Annotated in this window: 19 protein-coding genes; 10 read left to right on the top strand and 9 right to left on the bottom strand. The window is 71.9% G+C overall.

What is annotated here, in order from left to right; all coding sequences use genetic code 11:
* Positions 1-5: 5 nt before the first annotated feature.
* From ABZ622_RS14920 to ABZ622_RS14910, 3 genes are read right to left on the bottom strand one after another with little or no spacing between them, the layout of a single operon-like run.
* Positions 6-512, bottom strand: a complete 507-nt coding sequence (locus ABZ622_RS14920) for an HD domain-containing protein (protein ID WP_360543077.1) — start codon at positions 510-512, stop codon at positions 6-8.
* A gap of 9 nt (positions 513-521) precedes the next feature.
* Positions 522-3,002, bottom strand: coding sequence for an FtsX-like permease family protein (locus ABZ622_RS14915; protein ID WP_360543075.1), 2,481 nt, complete (start codon positions 3,000-3,002; stop codon positions 522-524).
* Positions 3,002-3,847 carry an ABC transporter ATP-binding protein gene (locus tag ABZ622_RS14910; protein WP_360543073.1) on the bottom strand — a complete coding sequence of 282 codons (846 nt, stop codon included), beginning with the start codon at positions 3,845-3,847 and terminating at the stop codon, positions 3,002-3,004. Before ABZ622_RS14910 ends, ABZ622_RS14915 begins: the two co-directional genes overlap by 1 nt.
* A gap of 295 nt (positions 3,848-4,142) precedes the next feature.
* Between ABZ622_RS14910 and ABZ622_RS14905 the strand changes: the two genes are divergently transcribed.
* Positions 4,143-5,333 carry a cation:proton antiporter gene (locus tag ABZ622_RS14905; protein ID WP_360543071.1) on the top strand — a complete coding sequence of 397 codons (1,191 nt, stop codon included), beginning with the start codon at positions 4,143-4,145 and terminating at the stop codon, positions 5,331-5,333.
* A gap of 85 nt (positions 5,334-5,418) precedes the next feature.
* Here the strand turns inward: ABZ622_RS14905 and ABZ622_RS14900 are convergent, their stop codons facing one another.
* Positions 5,419-6,564 carry a PP2C family protein-serine/threonine phosphatase gene (locus ABZ622_RS14900; RefSeq protein ID WP_360543069.1) on the bottom strand — a complete coding sequence of 382 codons (1,146 nt, stop codon included), beginning with the start codon at positions 6,562-6,564 and terminating at the stop codon, positions 5,419-5,421.
* A 105-nt stretch (positions 6,565-6,669) separates the two neighbouring features.
* Between ABZ622_RS14900 and ABZ622_RS14895 the strand changes: the two genes are divergently transcribed.
* On the top strand, positions 6,670-7,902 hold the full coding sequence (locus tag ABZ622_RS14895; protein WP_360543067.1) for a GNAT family N-acetyltransferase: 1,233 nt from the start codon (positions 6,670-6,672) through the stop codon (positions 7,900-7,902).
* A 32-nt stretch (positions 7,903-7,934) separates the two neighbouring features.
* On the opposite strand, the gene ABZ622_RS14890 is transcribed toward ABZ622_RS14895, so the two are convergent.
* The gene (locus ABZ622_RS14890) at positions 7,935-8,756 is read right to left on the bottom strand and encodes a DNA-formamidopyrimidine glycosylase family protein (RefSeq protein WP_360543065.1); all 822 of its coding nucleotides are present in this window, start codon (positions 8,754-8,756) and stop codon (positions 7,935-7,937) included.
* 88 nt (positions 8,757-8,844) lie between these two features.
* On the bottom strand, positions 8,845-9,333 hold the full coding sequence (locus tag ABZ622_RS14885; RefSeq protein ID WP_360543063.1) for a ribose-5-phosphate isomerase: 489 nt from the start codon (positions 9,331-9,333) through the stop codon (positions 8,845-8,847).
* A 270-nt stretch (positions 9,334-9,603) separates the two neighbouring features.
* On the opposite strand from ABZ622_RS14885, the gene ABZ622_RS14880 reads away from it, so the two are divergent.
* On the top strand, positions 9,604-11,058 hold the full coding sequence (locus ABZ622_RS14880; RefSeq protein ID WP_360543061.1) for an amino acid permease: 1,455 nt from the start codon (positions 9,604-9,606) through the stop codon (positions 11,056-11,058).
* 70 nt (positions 11,059-11,128) lie between these two features.
* The gene (locus ABZ622_RS14875) at positions 11,129-12,445 is read left to right on the top strand and encodes an FAD-binding oxidoreductase (RefSeq protein WP_360543059.1); all 1,317 of its coding nucleotides are present in this window, start codon (positions 11,129-11,131) and stop codon (positions 12,443-12,445) included.
* On the opposite strand, the gene ABZ622_RS14870 is transcribed toward ABZ622_RS14875, so the two are convergent.
* Positions 12,426-13,022, bottom strand: a complete 597-nt coding sequence (locus ABZ622_RS14870; protein ID WP_259931165.1) for a biotin transporter BioY — start codon at positions 13,020-13,022, stop codon at positions 12,426-12,428. The two genes, ABZ622_RS14875 and ABZ622_RS14870, sit on opposite strands and share 20 nt — an antisense overlap.
* 475 nt (positions 13,023-13,497) lie before the next feature.
* Here ABZ622_RS14870 and ABZ622_RS14865 point away from each other — a divergent pair, with 475 nt between their 5' ends.
* Positions 13,498-14,916: an amino acid permease gene (locus ABZ622_RS14865; protein ID WP_360543057.1), complete on the top strand. Its 1,419-nt coding sequence runs from the start codon at positions 13,498-13,500 to the stop codon at positions 14,914-14,916.
* Here the strand turns inward: ABZ622_RS14865 and ABZ622_RS14860 are convergent.
* Together ABZ622_RS14860 and ABZ622_RS14855 are read right to left on the bottom strand one after the other, a co-directional pair.
* Positions 14,906-15,547 carry a histidine phosphatase family protein gene (locus tag ABZ622_RS14860; protein ID WP_360543055.1) on the bottom strand — a complete coding sequence of 214 codons (642 nt, stop codon included), beginning with the start codon at positions 15,545-15,547 and terminating at the stop codon, positions 14,906-14,908. The two genes, ABZ622_RS14865 and ABZ622_RS14860, sit on opposite strands and share 11 nt — an antisense overlap.
* A 111-nt stretch (positions 15,548-15,658) precedes the next feature.
* On the bottom strand, positions 15,659-17,086 hold the full coding sequence (locus ABZ622_RS14855; protein ID WP_360543276.1) for an FGGY family carbohydrate kinase: 1,428 nt from the start codon (positions 17,084-17,086) through the stop codon (positions 15,659-15,661).
* Positions 17,087-17,242: 156 nt separating this feature from the next.
* On the opposite strand from ABZ622_RS14855, the gene ABZ622_RS14850 reads away from it, so the two are divergent.
* Genes ABZ622_RS14850 through ABZ622_RS14830 form a run of 5 tightly spaced genes read left to right on the top strand, consistent with a single transcriptional unit; the run spans position 17,243 to position 22,402 of the window.
* A complete protein-coding gene (locus tag ABZ622_RS14850) occupies positions 17,243-18,670 on the top strand; it encodes a sugar ABC transporter substrate-binding protein (RefSeq protein ID WP_360543053.1) in 1,428 nt (475 codons plus the stop codon).
* A 3-nt stretch (positions 18,671-18,673) separates the two neighbouring features.
* Positions 18,674-19,645: a sugar ABC transporter permease gene (locus ABZ622_RS14845; protein WP_360543051.1), complete on the top strand. Its 972-nt coding sequence runs from the start codon at positions 18,674-18,676 to the stop codon at positions 19,643-19,645.
* Complete coding sequence (locus ABZ622_RS14840) at positions 19,642-20,472, top strand: carbohydrate ABC transporter permease (RefSeq protein WP_360543049.1); 831 nt, start codon at positions 19,642-19,644, stop codon at positions 20,470-20,472. Before ABZ622_RS14845 ends, ABZ622_RS14840 begins: the two co-directional genes overlap by 4 nt.
* Positions 20,469-21,587: an ABC transporter ATP-binding protein gene (locus ABZ622_RS14835; protein WP_360543047.1), complete on the top strand. Its 1,119-nt coding sequence runs from the start codon at positions 20,469-20,471 to the stop codon at positions 21,585-21,587. Before ABZ622_RS14840 ends, ABZ622_RS14835 begins: the two co-directional genes overlap by 4 nt.
* Positions 21,584-22,402: a DeoR/GlpR family DNA-binding transcription regulator gene (locus ABZ622_RS14830; protein ID WP_266915836.1), complete on the top strand. Its 819-nt coding sequence runs from the start codon at positions 21,584-21,586 to the stop codon at positions 22,400-22,402. Before ABZ622_RS14835 ends, ABZ622_RS14830 begins: the two co-directional genes overlap by 4 nt.
* Positions 22,403-22,417 lie beyond the last annotated feature (15 nt).

Below are 22,417 nucleotides of genomic sequence, written 5' to 3'. Positions count from 1 at the left end.
GTGGATCAGTCCTTCGCCGTGTTGGCTTGAACCGATTGCTCGGCGGTCGATTCGCCCGGGGTGAGCCCGAGCATCGCCCGTACCTGCGCATACTTCGCGGTCAGCCGGGTACGGGTCGCCGGTTCCAGCACGGCGAGGCGGGCCGGGTCGGCGTTGTGCGCCAGGTCGGACTCCTTGACCAGCAGGGCGCCCGGGGTGTCCAGGATGCGCCGGGTGTACGCACGGAGGTCCTCGCCGTCACGTCTGGTGACGGCGAGGACCATGTCCTTCACCTGCTGCGGCAGCGCCGCCTCCGCCAGCCACCGGGCCGGCAGCGCGTCGTCCTCGACCGCGTCGTGCAGCCAGGCCGCGGCGATCTGTTCGTCGCTGCCGCCCCGGATCCGTACCCCCTCGGCGACCGCGGCGAGGTGTTCGGTGTACGGGCGTCCCGCCTTGTCCCGCTGCTCGGCGTGGGCCTCGCGGGCGATCGCCTCGACTTCGGCGAGGGTCAGGTGTGCGTGCGGCTCGGTCATGGGCCGACTCTACGGACGGGCGGCCGATGTGCGCAGGGCGGCCCGGGCCGGGATCAGGGTGGCGGCGAGGCCGAGGCCGACGGTCGCGGCGACGAAGCTCCCGTACAGGACCGGCGGGATGTAGGGCGATTCGCCCGTCAGGCCCTTCATCATCGGGAAGAGCGTGGCCAGGGCGATCGCGGTGCCGAGCGCGGCGCCGGCCACCGTGACCAGCAGTGTCTCCCAGTGGATCATGCCCATGACCTGGCGGCGGGTGGAGCCGACCAGGCGCAGCATGGTCAGTTCGCGGCGGCGGTCCAGGACGGTCATCACCAGGGTGTTGATGGCGGCGACGGCGGCGAATCCGCCGAGCACCGAGGCCATGACGGTGTTGGCCCAGGCATTGAGCTCGCGGTCCTTGTCCTGTGCGGCGGCGTAGCCGGAGCGGTCGGTGACGGTGCCGAGCGCGGTGAGCTTCTGCGCTGCGGCGGGGGTGGCCCGTACCAGCACGTCGGAGACGTACGGCGAGGTCAGATGGGCCTTCAGGTCGGCCGCGGGGAACGTGACGAGGCTGGTGCCGAGGCCACGTCCGTAGACCGCGACGATCTTCGGGTTCGCCTTGGTGCCGTCCGGGAGGCGCAGGGGCAGCCGGTCGCCGGTGCCGACCTTCGAGGAGTCGGCGAGGGTGGTGTCGACGGCGACGGTGCCGGGCCGCAGGCCGGTGAGCGATCCGGTCCTGACGTCGAGGTCCTGGACCTCGGTGAGGTCGTCGCCGGAGCCGGTGATCCCCTGGGCGGAGGTGCTCTGGAGCCTGCGGTCCCCGCCCGATCCGGTGGGCACCAGGACGGAGCTGCGGAGCAGCCCGACGGCGGTCGTGACACCGGGTGTGGCGGCGGCCCGTTCGGTCGCGTCGGAGGCGAGCGGGCCCGGGGCGGAGACGATGTGGTCGGTGGTGATGGCGTCGCGCTGCTGCTGGGCGATCACCCGCTCCTCGCTGGTCTGCATGAAGACGAGCGTGGAGGAGAAGGCCATGGCGAGCACGATCGGGGTGATCGCGGAGGCCAGGCGGCGCGAGTTCGTCAGAGAGTTGGCGGCGGCCAGCGAGCCCGACGCGCCTGCCGCGCGCAGCGGGAGGCCGATGACGGCGGCGCAGATCCGGGCGATCAGCGGGCCGAGCAGGCCCACCGCGAGCATGAAGAACATGACGACGCCGAGTGCGGAGTTCGCCGCGTCCTCGCCGCTCGTGGACGCGGCGACGCCTGCGAAGAGTCCGCCGCCGACGAGGGCGGCGATGCCGAGCGGGGTGCGGACCCAGCCGAACGGGGGGCGTTCCACTGCGGACTGCGCGAGGGCCTGCCCCGGCTTGCTCTTCGACGGCTTGCGGGCGGCGAAGTATCCGGCGCACAGCGCTGTGAGCATCGTGGCGGCCGTGGCGATGGCCGGCGGCAGCCAGGAGAGGTGCAGATCGACGGGCCCCGGGATGGCTCCCCGGTCCTGGAGCTGCCCGAACCACCAATGGGCCAGGGCGATTCCGGGCAGGCAGCCGAGCGCTCCGGCCAGCGGGGCGATGAGCAGGGATTCGGTGGCGATGGAGCGGCGCAGCTGGCGCGGGGTGGCACCGATGGCGCGCAGCAGGGCGAACTCGCGGCTGCGCTGGCCGACGGAGAGGGCGACCGTGCCGGCGGCGGTGAAGACGGCGACCATGGTGGCGACGCCGCCGAAGGATCCGCCGAGGCCCACGAGGAGTTCCGTGGCGCCCGCGAGTTCCGCGTCCTCGACGGCGCCCCGGCCGTCACCGGTGTGGACCTCGGCACCGGCGGTGTGGCCGACGGCCTCGCGCACCTGACCGGCGAGGGTGTCGGTGGTGGTGCCCCGGTCGGCGAGCACGGCGATGGCGTCGACCCGGCCGGGGTGGCCGGAGAGCTCGACGGCCTGCCGGTCGGCGAACCAGGCGGTGGCATCGGTGGCGGTGGTGCCCGCGACGCGGAACTCCCGTGCGCCCGCGGGGGTGTCGAGGGTGATCCGCTCGCCGGCCCGGGCCCCGGTGCCGGTGGGGACGACGACTTCGCCGGTCCCGGGCGCCTCGCCGGTGAGCAGCCGTGTGCCGGTGAGGGCGGCGGAACCCCAGCCATGAGCAGTGAGGGGGGCGCCGCCCTGTCGTACGGGGTAGCTCACGTCCCCGATCGCGGCCGCCGCGCCGGAGGCCGAGGCGACCTTGCGCACCAGGGATTCGGGGAGCCGCGCGGTGTCCGGTACGGGGCGGGCGGCGTCGTACGCGCCCTCGCCGCTGCCGACCGTCATGTGGACCTTCTGGTCGGCGGCGACCACCACGGGGGCCTTCGCGTAGCGGTCCGCGGGGACGGAGGCGCGCAGGCCGGTCTCCAGCAGGATGCCGCAGGCCGAGACGACGGCCGCGGCCAGCAGGAGCGCGACGAAGGTCCCGATGAACGACGAGGGTTTGAAGCGGACGGCCGCGCGGGCGAGGCCGTTCGGGGCGTGCGGGCTGAACATCAGGCTGCTGCTCCTGCGTGGGCGGGGGCGGTCCGGGCGGTCAGTGCGGCCATCCGGGCGGCGATCTGGGATGCACCGGCGCGCGGCAGGCGGTCCACGATCGCGCCGTCGGCGAGGAAGAGCACCTGGTCGGCGTAGGCGGCGGCGGCCGGGTCGTGGGTGACCATGACGACGGTGGCGCCGAGGCCGTCCACCGCGTTGCGGAGCAGGGCGAGGATCTCGGCGGCGGTGGTGGTGTCGAGGGCGCCGGTCGGCTCGTCGGCGAAGATCACGTCGGGGCGGGTGACCAGGGCGCGGGCGACGGCGACGCGTTGCTGCTGGCCGCCGGAGAGCTGGGCGGGTCGGCGGCCGCCCTTGTCGCCGAGGCCGACCCGGTCGAGCATCTCGGTGGCTTCGCGGCGGCTGCGGGCCGAGCCGGTGCGCTGTCCGGCCAGGCGCATGGGCAGGACGACGTTCTGCTCGACCGTGAGGGACGGCAGCAGGTTGAAGGACTGGAAGACGAAGCCGAGGCGGGTGCGGCGCAGTTCGGTGAGCCGGTTCTCGCTCATGCCGGTGATCTCGGTGCCGCCGAGCCGTACGGAGCCCTCGGTGGGGCGGTCGAGTCCGGCCGCGCACTGGAGGAAGGTCGACTTGCCGGAGCCGGAGGGGCCCATCACGGCGGTGAAGGTGGCGCGCGGGAGGGCGAGGTCGATGCCCCGCAGCGCGTGGACGGCGGAGCCGCCGCGGCCGTACTGCCTGCGGACACCACGCAGTTCGACGGCGAGGTCCACGGGCACGGGCCCGTGGTGGAAGTCCGTCGTGTACTGCCCGTCCTGCGCGCGCTGCCTGCTGCGTCGCAGCCCCATGGTGTCCGCCTTCCGTTGCTCGACGGCCGCTTCTTCGGCCGTGATTCGAACCTACGGATCGGGGCGGGCCGGGGACATGGCGGCTGCTGGCGGATCGGGGGTGGGGAAAACCCCAGGTCCGCCCGGGGGGAGGCGGATCCGGGCAGGTCGGGGCGGGGGTTCGGGGGGCGGCGCCTTGAGGGGGCACATAGTTGCAAGGTCAATCGTTCGGTAAACTAATTACTGACGCTTTCTTGACGCTCTCTTGACCTAACGAAGGACCGGGCTCATCGGACACGCAGACACGCTCATCGCCATGGGCGGCGCCTTCCTGGCCGCCGCCGTTCTCGCCCGCGTCGGCAGCCGCATCGGACTGCCGACCATCCCCCTGTTCATCCTGGCCGGAATCCTGCTCGGCCCGCACACCCCCGGGATCGTGCTCGTCGCCGACCCGCACGAGCTGGAGATGCTCTCCGCGCTCGGTCTGGTACTGCTGCTCTTCTACCTCGGTCTCGAATTCCACCTCGACGACCTCAAGACCGGCGGCCGCAAGATGCTCGTCGCGGGCTCCGTCTACCTGGCGCTGAACGTCGGCGCCGGGCTCGCCTTCGGTTTCGTGCTGGGCTGGGGCACCTCGGAGGCCCTCGTCCTGGCCGGGGTCATCGGCATCTCGTCATCGGCCATCGTGACCAAGATCCTGGTCGACACTAAACGCCTGGCCAGCCCGGAGACCAAGACGATCCTCGGCATCATCGTCGTCGACGACGTCTTCCTCGCCCTCTACCTCGCCGCCCTGCAACCGATCCTGTCGCGCTCGGACAGCCTTGCCGCCGCGGTGCTCGACGGAAGCAAGGCGTTCGGCTTCCTGCTGCTGCTGGCGCTCACCGCCCGGTTCGGCACGAAGCTCATCAGCAAGCTGATCCACACCTCGGACGACGAACTGCTCGTCATCTCCTTCCTCGGGGCCGCCGTGTTCGTGGCGGGGGTCTCCGAGTGGTTCGGGGTCGCGGACGCGATCGGCGCCTTCATGGTGGGCCTGATGCTCGGCAGCACGACGTCGGGCGGGCGCATCCTCAAGCTGGTCCATCCGCTGCGCGACGCCTTCGGGGCGATCTTCTTCTTCGCCTTCGGGCTCTCCATCAACCCCGGCGATCTGCCGGGAGTGATGTGGCCCGTGCTCGCCGCCGTCACGCTGACCGCGGCGATGAACATCCTCTCCGGCATGGTTTCCGCACGGGTCTACGGCTTCGGCCCGCAGGCCGCGGCGAACATCTCCACCACCCTGACGGCACGCGGCGAATTCGCGCTGATCCTCGCCACGATGGCGGCCGGCGCGGGGCTGGACGAGCGGCTCCCGCCGTTCATCGCCGGGTACGTGCTCGTCCTCGCGGTCGTCTCCCCGCTGGCGGCCGGGCGCTCGCACTGGCTGGCCCGCATCCTGCCGGGCGGGCGGGGCCGGGGTGAGGGCAGTGACAGCGAATCCGGGAAGCTCTCGGTCCCGGCCTGAGCCGGCACCCGTGGCGTTCCGGGTACGGGGAGACGGGCTTCGGCCCGGGTCGGTCCCGTGCCCGGAGACGCCGGTGTCCCGCGGCTCAGGATCTGCGCGAGAGGAGCAGCAGCGCCCGGTCGTCGTTGACGTCCTTGGCGCACGCCTCGATCAGATGCCAGGCCGCGCCCTCGAAACCGGTGGCGACATAGCGGTCGGCCTCGCCGGTCAGCCGGTCGATGCCCTCCGCGATGTCCCGGTCGGACGCCTCGACCAGGCCGTCCGTGAAGAGCATCAGCACGTCGCCGGGGGCCAGCGAGCCCTTCACGGCGTCGAACTGCGCCCCGTCGTACACCCCCAGCAGCGGCCCCTCGGCCGCCTTCTCCTCCCACAGGCCGCTGCCCGAGTGGAGCTGGAGGGCGGGCGGGTGGCCGGCCGACAGGAGTTCGTAGTCGCCCGATTCGAGGTCCAGGACCAGATGGATCGAGGTGGCGAACCCCTCGTCCCAGTCCTGGCGCAGCAGATAGCCGTTGGCCGCCGGCAGGAAGCCGTGCGGGGGCAGCGAGCCGAGCAGCCCGCCGAAGGCGCCGGACAGCAGGAGGGCGCGGGAGCCCGCGTCCATGCCCTTGCCGGAGACATCGGTGAGTACGGCTTCCAGGGTGCGCCCGCCGTTGGTGCGGGCGGCGACGACGAAGTCCCCGGAGAAGGACTGCCCGCCCGCCGGGCGCAGCGCCATCTCCCGGTGCCAGCCCTGCGGCAGCCGGGGCAGGGCGCTCTGCACCCGGATGCGTTCGCGCAGGTCGAAGAGCATGGTGCCGCCGCGCCGCCACGGCACCCCGACCCTGGCCCGGAACTGGGCGAGGATCAGCCCGAAGAAGCCGCAGGCCGCGACCACCAGGACGATGCCGGGGGTCACCCGGGCCGGGCCGTCGCCGTACGGGCCGAGCCCGACCGACTCCACGATCAGGGCGGTGGCGGCGGTCGCGTACAGGCCCAGCAGGCTGGCCGGGCGCAGCAGCAGGCCGCCCGCGACGATCGGCAGGACGAGCGCGGCCGGGGAACACCACACCGGGTCGAAGAGAGTGGCGCAGGTGATGGCCGGAATGGTGAGCAGCAGACCGGCCAGCGCGATCCAGTCCGATCCGTCGCCGCGGAAGTAGTCGACACCGGACTTGCGCAGCGCGATGCGTGCCCGGTGCGCCGATTTCCGCAATCGGGCCGGGTACGTGTCTGCTCCTGCGCGACGGGCCATTGCGGGGACCCTATCCACCCGGCCGCCCGAGGTGCAGGGGGACCCCGCGACAATGCGTTCGAAATCGGGTCGCCCCCGGTGCCTTGCCCCTGGTAGGCATGGCCCATGACTACTGAGCTTCGCGTACTGCGTCCGTCCGAATGGAACCAATGGTTCGGGTGTCTGGAGCTGGCGTTCGGCGGGGACCCGGAGACTCCCGAGGAGCGCGAGCTGTTCGAGCAGCTGACCGAGCACGAGCGGTCGCTCGGCATCTGGGACGGTGACGACGTGGTCGGCACGGCGGGGGCGTTCAGCTTCCGGGTCGCCGTGCCGGGCGGGGCGCTGGTGCCCGCCGCAGCGATCACGATGGTGAGCGTCGCCTCCACGCATCGCAGGCGTGGGCTGCTGACCTCGATGATGCGCCGGCAGCTGGACGACATCCGCGCGCTGGGCGAGCCGTTCGCCGTACTGACGGCCTCGGAACCGGCGATCTACGGCCGGTTCGGCTACGGCGCCGCCTCGCGGCAGATGTCCATGACGATCGAGAAGGACCGGATCCGGCTGGACGTGCCGCCGGGCACGGACGAGGTGCGGCTGCGCCACGCGAAGCCGGACGAGGCGATGGCCGCGTGCGAGAGCGTGTACGAGCGGCTGGTCTCCGGCCGTCCCGGCGTCCCGGTCCACGCGCCCGGCTGGGAGCGCAAGCCGATGGTCGACCCGGTCGCCAGCCGGCAGGGCTCCTCGGCGCAGCAGTGCGTGCTGGCGGAGCGGGACGGGGAGATCGTCGGCCATGTGACGTATCACATCAAGCCGGAGTGGGAGCCGTCCGGTCCCAAGGGCACCGTCGTGGTCAACGACCTGGCCGCCCTGGACCCGGCGGCGTACGCGGCGTTGTGGCGGTTCGTCTTCGAGATCGACCTGATGACGACGGTCGTGGCCCGCAACCGGCCGGTGGACGACGCGGTGCTGCACCTGGTGTCGGACGTACGGCGGTGCAACATCCGGGTCCGCGATTCGCTCCACGTGCGCCTGGTGGAGCTGGGTGCGGCGCTGGAGGCCCGGTCCTACCGGGGCCCGCTGGACGTGGTGTTCGAGGTGGAGGACGCGTTCTGCCCCTGGAACGCGGGGCGTTGGCGGCTCACGGCCGACGAGAAGGGCGTCGCGTCCTGCCGTCGGACCGAGGACCCGGCCGATCTGGAGCTCTCGGTACGGGAGTTGGGCTCGGCCTATCTGGGCGGCGAGTCGCTGAGTTCGCTGGGGCTGGCCGGGCGGGTGCGGGAGCTGCGGTCGGGCGCGCTGGCGGAGGCGTCGTCGGCGTTCCTGTCCGACGTGGCGCCGTGGCTGCCGCGCGGGTTCTGAGGGCTGACCCGTAATTCCCGGTGGGACAGCCCTCAGCCCGCCGAAACCATGGGCTGGCAGCCCGGACACCAGAACAGGTTCCGGGCCGCCAGGTCCGCCGTGCGGATTTCCGTACCGCAGATGTGGCAGGACTGCCGGGCCCTGCGGTAGACGTACACCTCGCCGCCGTGGTCGTCGACGCGCGGCGGGCGGCCCATCGCCTCCGGCAGGTGCTCGGGGCGGACGGTGTCGATCCGGTTGTTCCGCACGCCCTCGCGCATCAGCACCACCAGGTCCGCCCAGATCGCGTCCCACTGCGCGCGCGTGAGATCCCTGCCCAGTCGGTACGGGTCGATCCCGTGCCGGAACAGCACCTCCGCGCGGTAGACGTTGCCGACCCCCGCGATGATCTTCTGGTCCATCAGCAGGGCCGCGACGGTGATCCGGCTGCGCGAGATCCGCAGCCAGGCCCGCTCGCCGTCCTCGTCGGTCCGCAGCGGGTCCGGGCCGAGGCGGTCGTGTATCGCGCGCTTCTCCGGCTCGGTGATCAGCGCGCAGGCCGTCGGGCCGCGCAGATCCGCGTGGTGCTCCTCGTTCAGCAGACGCAGCCGGACCGTGTCGGTGGGCGGCGGGGCCGGGACCGTACCGAATCCGAGCTTGCCGAACAGGCCCAGGTGGACATGGACCCAGCCGGCGCCCCCGAAGCCGAGGAAGAGGTGCTTGCCGTGGGCGTCCACGTCGGTGAGGGGCCGGCCGTCGAGCAGCGCGGCGCCCGCGGCGAACCTGCCCTGCGGGCTGCTCACCCGCACCGGGCGCCCGGCGAACCTGTCCCGGTGGTCCGCGGCGAGGCGGTGGATGGTGTGTCCCTCGGGCACGGCGGTGGCCCTCCTCGGTGGGATGCGGGGCGGACATGGCTGTGCCGCCGGGGGCACCGGCGGCACAGCGAGCGGGTGGGTGGGCCGGTCAGCCCTGCTGCGGGTGGTGGGCCGGGATCGGGGGGAGCTCGCCGGTCGTCTCGTACGCCGTCAGCATCTCGATGCGACGGGTGTGACGCTCCTCGCCGGAGTACGGGGTGGCGAGGAAGATCTCGACGAACTTGGTGGACTCCTCCACCGAGTGCATCCGGCCGCCGATGGCGACCACGTTGGCGTTGTTGTGCTCGCGGCCCAGGGCGGCGGTCTGCTCGCTCCAGGCCAGCGCGGCACGGACGCCCTTGACCTTGTTGGCGGCGATCTGCTCGCCGTTGCCGGAGCCGCCGATCACGATGCCGAGGCTGTCCGGGTCCGCGGCCGTCCGCTCGGCGGCACGCAGGCAGAACGGCGGGTAGTCGTCCTGGGCGTCGTAGATGTGGGGGCCGCAGTCGACGGGCTGGTGGCCCTGGGCCGTGAGCCACTCGACGAGGTGGTTCTTGAGTTCATAGCCGGCATGGTCCGAGCCGAGGTACACGCGCATGCTCCGAGTGTGGCACGTGCGACGCGGGGTAGCCGCCATCGGGGTCGGAACGTTCCGGCCGGTCCGCGCGGGACCTGCGGCGGACTCCGGGTGACCGCGATGCGCGGATTCCGTGTGAGCGGGGACACATCGGCAACGATCGGGTCAACGATTCGGAAGAAGGGGTTCCACTTTTACCGTTCGCCGGGCTTCAATGCATCCCTCGCCGTCGCACCCCACTGCGGCGGCCGGACGCGCATCGCGTGATCCGAGAACGTGAGGATTCGATCCATGACGTCGCAGACGACCACGGCCGGGCCGGTCGACCGGCCTGCCGAGCCGGACTCCCCCCACTCCCCCGACGGCCTCAAGCCGGGACTCAAGAACCGCCATCTCTCGATGATCGCCATCGGCGGCGTGATCGGCGCGGGCCTCTTCGTGGGCTCGGGCGCCGGTATCGCCGCCGCCGGACCCGCCATCCTGCTGTCGTACGCGCTGGTCGGCCTGATGGTCGTCTTCGTGATGCGGATGCTCGGCGAGATGGCCGCGGCCCGCCCCAGCTCGGGCTCCTTCTCCGCCTACGCCGACCAGGCGCTGGGCCGCTGGGCCGGTTTCTCGATCGGCTGGCTGTACTGGTTCTTCTGGGTCGTGGTGCTCGCCGTCGAGGCCACGGCGGGTGCCAAGATCCTGGAGGGCTGGGTGCCGGGCGTCCCGCAGTGGGCGTGGGCGCTGATCGTGATGGTGGTGCTGACCGCGACGAACCTGGTCTCGGTCGGGTCGTACGGCGAGTTCGAGTTCTGGTTCGCCGGGATCAAGGTCGTGGCGATCGGCGCCTTCGTGGTCGTCGGACTGCTCGCCGTCTTCGGGCTGCTGCCGGGGTCGGACAACCCCGGCGCGGGGCTCGCGCACCTCACCGACACCGGCGGCTTCTTCCCCGAGGGGCCTGGCGCCATCCTCACCGGTGTGCTGATGGTCGTCTTCTCCTTCATGGGCAGCGAGATCGTCACCCTCGCCGCCGGCGAGTCGGAGAACCCGCAGCGCGCCGTCCAGAAGGCCACCAACAGCGTGATCTGGCGGATCGCCGTCTTCTACCTGGGCTCGATCTTCATCGTGCTCACGCTGCTGCCGTGGAACGACGCGTCGATCGTGAAGGACGGCAGCTATGTCGCCGCCCTCAACTCCATCGGCATCCCGCACGCCGGACAGGTGATGAACGTCATCGTGCTCACCGCCGTGCTGTCGTGCCTGAACTCCGGCCTCTACACGGCCTCCCGGATGGCCTTCTCGCTCGGCGGCCGCGGGGACGCGCCGAAGGCGTTCGCCCGGACGAACAAGCGGGGCGTGCCGCAGGCCGCGATCCTGTCCTCGGTGGTCTTCGGCTTCGTCGCGGTGTTCTTCAACTACAAGTGGCCCGACACCGTCTTCCAGTTCCTGCTGAACTCCTCCGGTGCGGTCGCGCTGTTCGTCTGGCTGGTCATCTGCTTCACCCAGCTGCGGATGCGCGGCATGATCCTGCGCGAGTCGCCGGAGAAGCTGGTCGTACGGATGTGGCTCTTCCCGTACCTGACCTGGGCGACCATCGCGATGATCTCGTTCGTCCTGGTCTACATGCTGACCGACGACAGCGGACGTGAGCAGGTGCTGCTCTCGCTGCTCGTCGCGGCGCTGGTGGTGGCCGTCTCGCTGGTCCGCGAGGCCGTGAACCGCCGGAACCGCACGGCCGGGAAGACACCCGCCAATACCTGACGGCCGTTGTCAGGTTTACCGGAAAGGCTCTCCCTCGCAACGCCACCGAGCGAGCGATCGGAGCCTTTCCATGACCACCACCGCCCCGTCCGGCTTCCAGACCGGTTTCGCGATCCGCCCCGACCTCGTCGTGGAGGCCGCCCGTGCCGAGGACGTACGCACCGCCGTGGCCGACGCCGCCGCGCGCGGCCTCCCGGTCCGCGTCCATGCCACCGGCCACGGGCAGCCCGGCGCCATCGAGGGCGGGGTCCTGATCAGCACCCGCCGGATGGACTCCGTCGAGATCGACCCGGTCCGCCGCACCGCCCGGATCGGCGCGGGCGTCACCTGGGGGCAGGTGATCGAGGCCGCCGTGCCGTACGGTCTCGCCCCGCTGAACGGATCGTCCCCGTCGGTCGGCGCGGTCTCGTACACCCTCGGCGGCGGGCTCTCCGTCCTGGCCAGGGAGTTCGGATACGCGGCCGACCATGTGCACGCGCTGGACGTGGTGACCGCCGACGGGGTGCTGCGCCATGCCTCCCCGGACAGCGAGCCCGGTCTCTTCTGGGCGCTGCGCGGCGGAGGCCACCGGCTCGGCGTGGTGACCGCCATGGAGATCGGCCTGGTGGAGGCCGCGCGGCTGTACGGCGGCTCGATCGCCTTCCACGGGGACGGGGACGGGGACGAACGGGGCGTCGCCGCCGAGGTGGCCGGCCGCTATCTGGAGTGGACCCGCACCGTGCCCGACACCCTGACGTCCTCGCTGGCGGCGATCCGCTACCCCGACCTCCCGCAGCTGCCGGAGCCGCTGCGCGGGCGGTACGTGATCTCGGTACGGGTCGCGTACACCGGCAGCGCGGCCGAGGGCGAGCGGCTGGTCGCGCCGCTGCGGGCGATCGGGCCGGCCGCGGCGGATTCGCTGCGGGAGATGACGTACGCCGACAGCCACACCATTCACAGCGACCCGCCGTTCCCGCACGCCTACTACGGCGACAGCGTGGTGCTCGACGACCTGGACGCGGGCCTCGCCGCGCGCGTGCTGGAGCTGACCGGGCCGAAGGCGCCGATGATGACCGTGGTCCAGCTCAACCACCTGGGCGGGGCGCTCGCCGCCCGGCCCGCCGTGGACAACGCGGTGCCCTACCGCGAGGCCGGGTTCCTGCTGCGGCTGCTCTCACCGCTGGACGGTACGGACGTGGCGTCGGTGCGGGCCCTGTACGCGGAGGTGGCCGGGCTGCTCGCCCCCGGCACCCTGGGCCGGTCGCTCGGCTTCTCCTTCGGCGGCGGTGACCGGACCGAGGGCTTCCACGATGCCCGGACGCAGAAGAGGCTCGCCGGTCTGGTGTCGCGTCACGACCCGGCGAGCCTCTTCGGGGGGAGCTACGGGATCAGCCCCGGCGGCCGATGAGCTTCCAGGCCGCGGGCAGCGCGCCCATGGCCAGCGCGGCCTTCAGCGCGTCACCGATCAGGAACGGCACCAGGCCGGCCGCGATCGCGGCGCTCGCCGACATGCCGGTGGCCAGCGCCAGGTACGGCACGCCGACGGCGTAGATGATCGCGGAGCCCAGCACCATGGTGCCCGCGGTGCGCAGCACGGAGCGGTCGCCGCCGCGCCGGGCGAGGCCGCCGACCACGGAGGCGGCGAGCAGCATGCCGAGGACGTAGCCGAACGAGGGGAAGCCCATTCCGGAGGTGCCCTCGGAGAACCACGGCATGCCGGCCATGCCCACCAGCGCGTACACCGCGAGGGAGAGGAAGCCGCGACGGGCGCCGAGCGCGGTGCCGACGAGGAGCGCGGCGAAGGTCTGGCCGGTGACCGGGACCGGGGAGCCGGGGACCGGCACGGCGATCTGGGCGGCGATGCCGGTGAGCGCGGCGCCACCGAGGACCAGGGCCGTGTCGACGGCGTAACGGTGCCTGGCGGCGGGCAGCAGGTCGGCGAGGACCGCTCCGGTGCGGGCAGGGGCGGCGGCAGCAGTGCTCATCGGGACTCCGCGGGGTGAGGGCAGGTGGGGACAGACTGAGCCCGACGTTAGCCCACGGGTTAACGCCCGATCACCATCAGTGGCCCACAAAGCGTTGACCTGGGCATTGGTGGGGTCCGCACAAAGGGCGGCAGGCAATCGCGCGGCGGCGTGATGCTCGTCACTGAGCCGGGGGCGGAGCGACCGGGATCCGGCCGGGGCGGGGCCGCCGGGGCGGACTGTAGGTTCCCGCCAATTCCGTCCGGGCCGGCTGCGGGCTTCCACTCCGGGTCGACCGGTGACCGAGCGGGCACCGGCCCTGCCACGACCCGGCCAGCCGCCCCTCGTGTCCGGGTGTGCACCTTGTGTGAGCATCGTGCCCGTATAGCGGACAGTGGTTCCCCCTCGGCGGGGCGCGTGCTCAGACTGTGCGCGCACGGCCCCCCACGTACCACCGTGCGTCCCCCACGTCTCACCGATCGAACAGAGCTTGTCCATGTCTCGGAATTCCGCGTCTCCCCCCACCGGCTCCCCGGCCGCCGTCTCCGACGCCGGGGCCGATTCGGCTCTCACCCACGGGCTCAAGCAGCGCCACCTGTCGATGATCGCCCTCGGCGGGGTCATCGGCGCCGGACTCTTCGTCGGCTCAGGCGCGGGCATCGCCGCCGCGGGCCCGTCGATCATCATCGCGTACACCGTCTCCGGGCTGCTGGTCATGCTCGTGATGCGCATGCTCGGCGAGATGTCGGCGGCGAACCCGGCGTCCGGCTCCTTCTCCGTCCACGCGGAGCGGGCGATCGGCCCCTGGGCGGGGTTCACCGCCGGCTGGGCGTTCTGGGTGCTGCTCTGCGTCGCCGTCGGCCTGGAGGGCATCGGCGCCGCGAAGATCGTCACCGGCTGGCTGCCCGGCACCCCGGAGTGGGCCTGGGTCGCGCTGTTCATGGTGGTCTTCCTGGGCACCAACCTGGCCTCGGTGAAGAAGTTCGGCGAGTTCGAGTTCTGGTTCGCCACCCTCAAGGTCGTGGCGATCACGCTCTTCCTCGTCCTCGGCCTGCTGGCGATCCTGGGCGTGCTGCCCGGCACGGACTCCCCCGGCACCGCCAACCTCAGCGGTGAGGGCGGTTTCATGCCGAACGGCGCCGAGGGCCTGGTGATCGGGCTGCTCGCCTCCGTCTTCGCGTACGGCGGTCTGGAGACCGTCACCATCGCCGCGGCCGAGTCCGAGAACCCGGTGCAGGGTGTCGCCAGGGCCGTGCGGACGGCGATGTGGCGGATCGCGCTGTTCTACGTCGGTTCGATGGCGGTCGTCGTCACGCTCGTCCCGTGGGACGACCCGAAGGTCGTGGAGGTCGGCCCGTTCTACGCGGCGCTGGACCACCTCGGCATCAACGGCGCGGCCGAGATCATGAACGTGGTCATCCTGATCGCCCTGCTCTCCGCGATGAACGCCAACATCTACGGCGCCTCGCGGATGGCCTGTTCGCTGGTCGGCCGCGGCCAGGGCCCGAAGCGGCTCGGCCGGATCTCCTCGGGCGTCCCGCGCACCGCGGTGCTGGTCTCGTCCGTGTTCGGTTTCCTGTGCGTGCTGCTCAGCTACTGGCGTCCCGACGACGTGTTCCCGTGGCTGCTCAACATGATCGGCGCGGTGATCCTGGTCGTCTGGATCTTCATCGCCGTCTCCCATCTGATCCTGCGCGCCCGGCTGGAGCGCGTGGCGCCCGAGCTGCTGGTGGTACGGATGTGGTTCTTCCCGTTCCTGACGGTGGTGGCGCTCCTCGCCATGGCCGGCATCTTCTTCCTGATGCTCCGCCAGCCGGACACCCGTGACCAGCTGCTGGCAACCGGTGCCATGACCCTCGTGCTCTGCGCCATCGGTGTCGTACGGCAGCGCCGGGCGGCGGCCGTCAGCGGCTGACGCCGGGTGCCTCCGGCGCGCAGGGCACGTTGAGGGAGAGCAGCGCACCGCCCGCCTCCCCGATCCGCACCTCGCTCACCGCCGCGTTCCGCAGCTGCGGGAAGACCCGGCGGTAGGAACCCAGCGGAATCGACAGCAGTTCGCACAGCACCAGCCGCAGCAGGGTGTTGTGCGCGACGACGAGCACCCGCTGCCCCGGGTGCCCGTCCGCGATCCGGCGCAGCGCCGCCGTCCCCCGGGCCGCGGCGGCCCGGGGGTCCTCCGCCCCCGGAAAGGGGTGGGCCACCGGGTCGGCGCGGTACTCCCGGGCCCATTCCGGCTGCTCGGCCGCGAATTCCGCCAGGGTGCGCCCCTCCACCTCGCCGAAGTCGCATTCGCGCAGCTCGTGTTCGCGCCGGGGGGCGAGGCCGAGCGCCTCGCACGCGGGCCGCGCGGTCTCGATCGCTCGGCCGACCGTGGACGTCCAGATCGCGTCGACCCCGTTCCGGGGCGCCCAGTCGCCCAGCTGCCGGGCCTGGCGGCGGCCCTCGTCGGTGAGGGCGATGTCGCTGACCCCGGCATAGCGGTTCTCCGCGTGCCAGACGGTCTGCCCGTGGCGGGCGAGCAGCAGGGTGGCCGGGCTCCTGGTCATGGCTTCTCCGTTCGGGTCCGTGTGATCTCGGGTGGTCATGGCCGTCCGTTCAAGTACATGTGGCCACGGGCGGTCATGGCCGTCCGTGCAAGTACGCGCGGTCACGGGCGGTCATGGCCGTTCCGTTCGGGTCCGGGCGTGGGCGGCGACCGGGCCGGGGAGCCAGCCGCGCCGCTCCAGTTCGTCCACCAGCGTGACGTACGGCTCGGTGTACCACGCCGTGCGCACCGGGTTCGGGTGCAGCACGTGGCGCAGCCGCACCATCGCACCCGCCGTACTGATCAGGCTGGTCCCGGCCCCCGCACCGTACGCGGCGAGGATCGCCATGCCGAGGGCGGGCTCGCTGTACTGCGGGATGCACACGGGCCGGCCCAGGATGTCGGCGCGCAGCCGGCTCCAGTAGCCGCTGCGGGCCGCGCCGCCGGTGAAGGTGAGCCGGTCGTGCACCGGGGCGCCGAGCAGGTCGAGGTAGTCGAAGCAGAGCCGTTCGACCAGGCCCACGCCGGTGAGCAGGGCCAGCCAGTGCTCGGCGTCGGAGGCGGGCTCGCCGAGCAGGAACCCGGTGGCCTCCGGCGCCACGAACGGGAAGCGCTCCCCCGTCGCCACCAGGGGGTACGCCACCGCCCGCGCCGGTTCGAGGGGGCGGGCCAGCGCGTCCATGCGGATCGGGTCCACCGCCGGGAAGGCGGCGGTCAGCACCCCGCCGCCGACGCCGGAGGCCCCGCCCGGCAGCCAGCTCCCGTCCGGCGCACGGTGGTTGTAGACGACCCCGGCCGGGTCATCGACCGGCGACGAGGTGACCCCCTTCAGCACCAGCGTCGTGCCGAGCACCGAATTCCAGGAGCCGACGGTCAGCGAACCGGAGGCGAGCTGCGCCGCGCAGCCGTCCGTCATCCCGGCCACGACGGCGGTGCCCGCCGGGATCCCGGTCTCCTCGGCCGCCGCCCGCCCCACCTCGCCGATCCTCGTGCCCGGCCGCACCACGTCCGGGAACATCCCGTCGGGCAGGCCCAGCTTCCCGAACCTGCGCCGCGGCCAGTCGTCCCGCTCCAGGTCGTAGCCGGTCTTCAGGGCATGGCTGGAATCGGTGGGCAGCGGCGTCCCGGCGAGCCGGGCCAGGACCAGATCGGCCTGGTGCATCACCCGTACGGCTCCGCCTTCCCCTCCCCCGTACTCCTTCAGCAGCCACATCACCTTGGGCAGCGCCCAGCTCGGCGGGGCCTCGGCCCTGGCCGCCTCGACGACGGCCCGCCCGTCGTCGTACATCACTCCCGGCGTCAGCGGCCGGCCTTCCCCGTCGCCGAGCAGCACGGTGCCGGAGGTGGCGCAGACGGCCAGCGCACGCGGGGCGGGGCAGTCGCGCAGCGCCTGACGGCTGGCCGCGCACAGCGCCGTCCACCAGTCGAGAGGCCGCTGCTCATGCCGTACGCCGTCACGTCTGCCCGTGAGCGGGGCGGAGCCGCTGCCGAGGATCTCGCCGTCGTCCGCCGCCACCATCGCCCGGACGCTCTGCGTGCCGAGATCGATGCCCATCCACATATCGGTCTCCTCTGTGAACTTCTCACTCTGCACCGAGAATTTCCGTTGCGCGAGGGATTGACGGCCAACTTTCGTTGTTCCAAGCTCTGTTAACCAGTCGATTCAACGTGTGAACGGGCCCCCCACCCATCTCCGGCCGGACCGTGGAGGTCACGGATGGACATGCACGCGCACGACCGGCGACGGTTCCTCGCCATCGGCGCGGCCGCGGCCGCCTCCGCCGCCCCGCTGCTGACCGCCTGCGGCGCGGGCTTCGGCGGTGACAAGGCCGAGAACGACGGCTCCGCGGGCGACGACGTCACCGGCTCCTTCGACTGGAAGCGGGCCAGGGGCAGGACCGTCAAGGCGCTGCTCAACAAGCATCCGTACACCGACGCGTTGATCGCCGATCTGAAGGCGTTCACCGAGAAGACCGGCATCGAGGTCGAGTACGACGTCTTCCCGGAGGACAACTACTTCGACAAGCTCACCGTCGACCTCTCCAGCGGGCGCGCCTCCTACGACGTGTTCATGCTCGGCGCGTACATGGTGTGGCAGTACGGGCCGCCGGGCTGGCTGGAGGACCTCGGCCCCTGGATGCGCAACTCCTCGGCCACCGGGGACGAATGGGACCGGGAGGACTTCTTCCCCAACCTCCTCTCCGCCGACCAGTGGTCGCTGAAGGCGGGCGCGCCGCTCGGGCAGGGCGGGCAGTACGCGCTGCCGTGGGGCTGGGAGACCAATGTCGTCGCGTACAACACCGAGGTGTTCGGGAAGCTCGGCCTGAAGCCCGCCGAGACCTTCGACGAGCTGCGCGAGGTCGCCGGGGCGATCACCCGCCGGGCTCCGGCGGCGGGCTTCGACGGGATGTACGGGGTCGCGGTGCGCGGCTCGCGCAGCTGGGCGACGATCCATCCCGGCTTCATGACGATGTACGCCCGCAACGGCCTGAAGGACTTCACCGTCGAGGGCGGGAAGGTGAAGCCCGCGATGAACTCCCCGGAGGCGGTCGCGTTCACCCGGGACTGGGCGGAGATGGTCAGGAAGGGCGGGCCGCCGTCCTGGACCTCGTACTCCTGGTACCAGTGCTCCGGCGACCTCGGGGCGAAGAAGGCGGGAATGCTCTTCGACGCGGACACCGCCGCGTACTTCCAGGCGGTGAAGGGTGCCTCGCCCGCCTCCGGGAAGATCGCCTTCCACCCCGGCCCCAAGGGCCCCGGCGGCTCGCTCGCCACGAACATGTGGATCTGGTCGCTCGGCATGAACGCCCGCAGCCGCAACAAGTCCGCCGCCTGGCTGTTCCTCCAGTGGGCGACCGGCAAGGAGCATCTGCGTAAGGGCGCGATCGAGCACAACCACATCGACCCGGTGCGGAAGTCGGTGAGCCAGGACGCCGCGTACAAGGACAAGATGCGGGCGATCCCCGGGTTCATCGAGACCTTCGAGACGGTCGTCGACGAGACGAGGATCCAGTTCACCCCGCAGGAGCAGTTCTTCGACGCGACGACCAGCTGGGCCGCCGCGCTCCAGGAGATCTACGGCGGGAAGAGCGCCTCGTCGGTGCTGAACGGCCTGGCCGGCGATCTGGCGTCGAAGGTCGGCTGACCGGTGCCGGGAAGCGCGGCCACCGTGCCGGAGACCGGCCACGGGGCGGCCGCCGGCCCGGGTGCCGGGAAGCGTGCGGTGCGGGCGGTGCCGGCCCGGCGCCGCTCGCTGCGGCCGTATCTGCTGATCGTGCCCGCGCTGCTGCTGACCGGCGGGATCCTCTACCCGTTCGGCCTCGGCCTCTACTACACGGTGTTCGACTTCGCGGCGAGCAAGCCGCAGCCGGACCTGGTGGGCTTCGGGAACTACCGGCGGATCCTCACCCAGCCGGCGTTCTGGGACTCGGCGCGGGTGACGGTGGCGTACGCGGTCGGCGCCGCGGCGGTCGAGACGGTGCTCGGGGTGTCCGTGGCGCTGCTGCTGCACCGGTCGAGCCGGGTCGGGCGGGTGCTGGAGAAGATCCTGATCCTGCCGCTGATGATCGCGCCGGTGATCGCCGCGATCATGTGGAAGCTGATGCTCCAGCCGTCGGTCGGGGTCATCAACCATCTCCTGGAGCCGTTCGGCCTCGGCGGTGTGCAGTGGACGGACACCCCGACGGGTGCGCTGCTCTCGTCGATCACGGTGGACGTGTGGGTCTACACCCCGTTCGTCGCGATCCTCGCGCTGGCCGGTCTGCGCTCGCTGCCCGCCTCGCCGTTCGAGGCGGCGGCGGTCGACGGGGCGGGCTGGTGGTTCACCTTCCGGCGCCTGACCCTGCCGATGCTCTGGCCGTATGTGCTGGTCGCCGTGATCTTCCGGTTCATGGACTCGCTGAAGGTCTTCGACATCATCTACGCGCTGACCGAGGGCGGGCCCGGCGACTCGACGATGGTGCTCCAGATCCGGGCCTATCTGGAGGCGGTCCGCTTCCAGCGCTACTCCTTCGGGATCAGCCACATGATCGTGCTCTGGGCCGTGATCTACCTGGTCACGATGGTGCTGGTGCGCTATCTGGGCCGGATCCAGAACCGGGCCGCGGAGGTGGAGCGATGAGGCGCAGGCTGCTCTCCGTCGCCGCCGATCTGGCGCTGATCGGCTACTTCGTCTTCGCGCTGTTCCCGGTCGCCTGGATGGTGGTGCTGTCGCTGAAGCCGACGAACGAGTTGTTCAGCACGTACTTCTCGTTCACCCCGACCCTCGACTCGTACCGCACGGTGCTGGGCGCCGGGGACGACCAGGGGGTGCCGTTCCTCCGGTTCTTCGTGAACAGCCTCGTCGTGTCGCTGGGCGCCGTCGCGCTGTCGCTGGTGGTCGGGCTGCCCGCCGCGTACGCCGCCGCGCGGTGGCGGTTCCGCGGCTCGGAGAACCTGATGTTCACCCTGCTCTCGTTCCGCTTCGCGCCCGAACTGACCGTGATCATCCCGCTGTTCGTGCTCTACCAGCAGCTCGGGCTCTTCGACACCTACGTCGGCATGGTGTGGGTGCTGCAACTGGTGACGCTCCCGCTGATCGTCTGGATCATGCGGTCGTACTTCTCCGATCTCTCCCCCGAGCTGGAGCAGGCGGCGCTGCTGGACGGCTACACCCGCAAGCAGGCGTTCTTCAGGGTCGCGCTGCCGCTGGTGAAGCCCGGGATCGCGGCCGTCTCGCTGCTGGCGTTCATCTTCGCGTGGAACAACTTCGTCTTCCCGCTGATCCTCACCTCGTCGAACGCGCAGACGGTGACGGTCGGCGCGTTGTCCTTCCTCGGCGGCGACCGGCCCAAGTACAACCTGACGGCCGCGGCGGCGCTGGTCTCGGTGGTCCCGCCGCTGCTGCTGGCGCTCACCATCCAGCGGTATCTGGTGCGCGGGCTGTCGTTCGGGGCGGTGAAGTCATGACCGGCCCGGCGGCCATCGCGCTGCGCGGTGTCAGCAAGCGGTACGGCAAGCACACCGCGCTCGACGGCCTGGACCTGGAGGTGGCCGAGGGCGAGTTCTTCTGTCTGCTCGGCCCGTCCGGCGCCGGGAAGACGACCACGCTCAAGACGATCGCGGGCCTGGAACAGCCGCAGGCCGGGACGGTCGAGCTGGGCGGGGCGGACATGGCGGGTGTGGAGCCCTACGACCGGGGCGTGGCCATGTGCTTCGAGTCGTACGCGCTCTACCCGCACCGCACCGCGTACGACAACCTCGCCTCCCCGCTCCGCTCGCCGCGCCACCGCCTCCCCGCGTCCGAGGCGCGCGAGCGGATCGGGGAGATCGCCGAGCTCCTGGGCATCGGCGCCCTGCTGGACCGTCAGGTGGGCCGGCTCTCCAACGGCCAGCGGCAGCGGGTGGCGCTCGGCCGGGTGCTGGTGCGGCCGGCCGGGGCGTTCCTGCTCGACGAGCCGCTCTCGCACCTGGACGCGAAGCTGCGGCAGGCGATGCGCGCGGAGCTGCGGGCGATCGGCGCGGTCCGGCGCACCACCACCCTGTACGTCACCCACGACTCGGTGGAGGCGCTGGCGCTCGGCGACCGGATCGGGGTGATCCGGGACGGCCGGATGGTGCAGACCGGGCCCCGCGAGGAGCTGTGGCACCGCCCTTACGACACCTTCGTCGCCCGGTCCTTCGGCCGGCCGCGGATCAATCTGCTGCCCGGGACGGTGACGCCCGAGGGGCACTTCCGGTCACCGGACGGGGCGTACGAGCTGCCGCTGGCGGTGCCCGCACCGCCGGGGAGCACCGTCCAACTGGGCGTACGGCCCCGGGACATCGGCCTGCGGGGCCCGGCGGAGAGCGGCGGGAGACCGGCCCTGGAGCTGACCGGTGCCGTCCATGTCACCGAGCTGCTCGGCCGGGCCACCGAGGTGACCGTACGGATCGGCGGGCAGCGGCTGTCCCTCGTCGTCCCGCGCGCCGAGGCGGCCGGCCTGAGCCCCGACCGGCCGGTCCGGCTCTCCGTACCGCCTGAGAGTCTGCTGCTGTTCGAGGCCGACCGGCCGGCACGTCCAGGACGAAGGATCAGCACGTGAGCAACGTTCCGCAGCGGGGGCCCGCCCCGCGCCAGGCATCCATAGCCGAGTACGTCCTCGCCCAGGGCGAGGTGAGCGCCGCAGAACTGGCGGAGCGCTTCGACGTCAGCCTGATGACCATCCACCGCGATCTGGACGAGCTGGAACGGCAGGGCATCGTCCGCAAGTTCCGCGGCGGCGTCACCGCCCAGCCGTCCGGCGTCTTCGAGTCGAACGTCTCCTACCGGCTGAAGACGATGCGGGCCGAGAAGGCCGCCGTGGCCGAGCGGGCCCTGAAGCTCATAGAGCCGGGCATGGCGGTGATGCTCGACGACTCGACGTCCACGCTGGAGATAGCGCGCAGGCTGCGCTCCATCACCCCGCTGACCGTCGTCACCAACTTCCTGGAGGCGATCAACCTGCTGTCGCAGGAGCGCGGCATCCATCTGATGGGCCTGGGCGGGGACTTCGACCCGCTGCACTCCTCGTTCCTCGGCGTCTCGTGCGTGGAGGCGGTGCAGTCGCTCCAGGTCGACATCTGCTTCACCTCCACCTCCGCCGCGTCCGGTGGCTTCGCCTACCACCAGGAGCAGCACATCATCGCCGTGAAGCGGGCGATGCTCGACTCGGCGAGCCGCAATGTGCTGCTGCTCGACCACTCGAAGCTGGGCCGGGTCGCCCTGCACCGGCTGGCTCCGCTCTCCCGCTTCGATCTGCTGCTGGTCGACGACGGGGCGTCCCCGCAGGCGCTGAGCGAGCTCGACGAGCACAAGGTGCCCTACGAGGTCTGCTCCACCGGGCGGGACTCCGGAGCGGGGGACGGCGATGACGGGTGAGTGCGATGACGGGTG

Source organism: Streptomyces sp. NPDC007164 (assembly GCF_040634135.1).
In the GTDB taxonomy this organism is placed as follows: domain Bacteria; phylum Actinomycetota; class Actinomycetes; order Streptomycetales; family Streptomycetaceae; genus Streptomyces; species Streptomyces sanglieri.
Note: the sequence above shows the minus strand (reverse complement) of the source record. Positions and strands in the feature narration are given on the sequence as shown.

Bases quoted from the DNA above. Each gene is read 5' to 3' on its own strand.
- ABZ622_RS14865 (WP_360543057.1), top strand. From the start codon at position 13,498: ATGTCTCGGAATTCCGCGTCTCCCCCCACCGGCTCCCCGGCCGCCGTC.
- ABZ622_RS14895 (WP_360543067.1), top strand. From the start codon at position 6,670: ATGACTACTGAGCTTCGCGTACTGCGTCCGTCCGAATGGAACCAATGG.
- ABZ622_RS14870 (WP_259931165.1), bottom strand. From the start codon at position 13,022: ATGAGCACTGCTGCCGCCGCCCCTGCCCGCACCGGAGCGGTCCTCGCC.
- ABZ622_RS14910 (WP_360543073.1), bottom strand. From the start codon at position 3,847: ATGGGGCTGCGACGCAGCAGGCAGCGCGCGCAGGACGGGCAGTACACG.
- ABZ622_RS14880 (WP_360543061.1), top strand. From the start codon at position 9,604: ATGACGTCGCAGACGACCACGGCCGGGCCGGTCGACCGGCCTGCCGAG.
- ABZ622_RS14875 (WP_360543059.1), top strand. From the start codon at position 11,129: ATGACCACCACCGCCCCGTCCGGCTTCCAGACCGGTTTCGCGATCCGC.
- ABZ622_RS14855 (WP_360543276.1), bottom strand. From the start codon at position 17,086: ATGTGGATGGGCATCGATCTCGGCACGCAGAGCGTCCGGGCGATGGTG.
- ABZ622_RS14900 (WP_360543069.1), bottom strand. From the start codon at position 6,564: ATGGCCCGTCGCGCAGGAGCAGACACGTACCCGGCCCGATTGCGGAAA.
- ABZ622_RS14860 (WP_360543055.1), bottom strand. From the start codon at position 15,547: ATGACCAGGAGCCCGGCCACCCTGCTGCTCGCCCGCCACGGGCAGACC.
- ABZ622_RS14920 (WP_360543077.1), bottom strand. From the start codon at position 512: ATGACCGAGCCGCACGCACACCTGACCCTCGCCGAAGTCGAGGCGATC.
- ABZ622_RS14835 (WP_360543047.1), top strand. From the start codon at position 20,469: ATGACCGGCCCGGCGGCCATCGCGCTGCGCGGTGTCAGCAAGCGGTAC.
- ABZ622_RS14850 (WP_360543053.1), top strand. From the start codon at position 17,243: ATGGACATGCACGCGCACGACCGGCGACGGTTCCTCGCCATCGGCGCG.
- ABZ622_RS14885 (WP_360543063.1), bottom strand. From the start codon at position 9,333: ATGCGCGTGTACCTCGGCTCGGACCATGCCGGCTATGAACTCAAGAAC.
- ABZ622_RS14915 (WP_360543075.1), bottom strand. From the start codon at position 3,002: ATGTTCAGCCCGCACGCCCCGAACGGCCTCGCCCGCGCGGCCGTCCGC.
- ABZ622_RS14840 (WP_360543049.1), top strand. From the start codon at position 19,642: ATGAGGCGCAGGCTGCTCTCCGTCGCCGCCGATCTGGCGCTGATCGGC.
- ABZ622_RS14905 (WP_360543071.1), top strand. From the start codon at position 4,143: ATGGGCGGCGCCTTCCTGGCCGCCGCCGTTCTCGCCCGCGTCGGCAGC.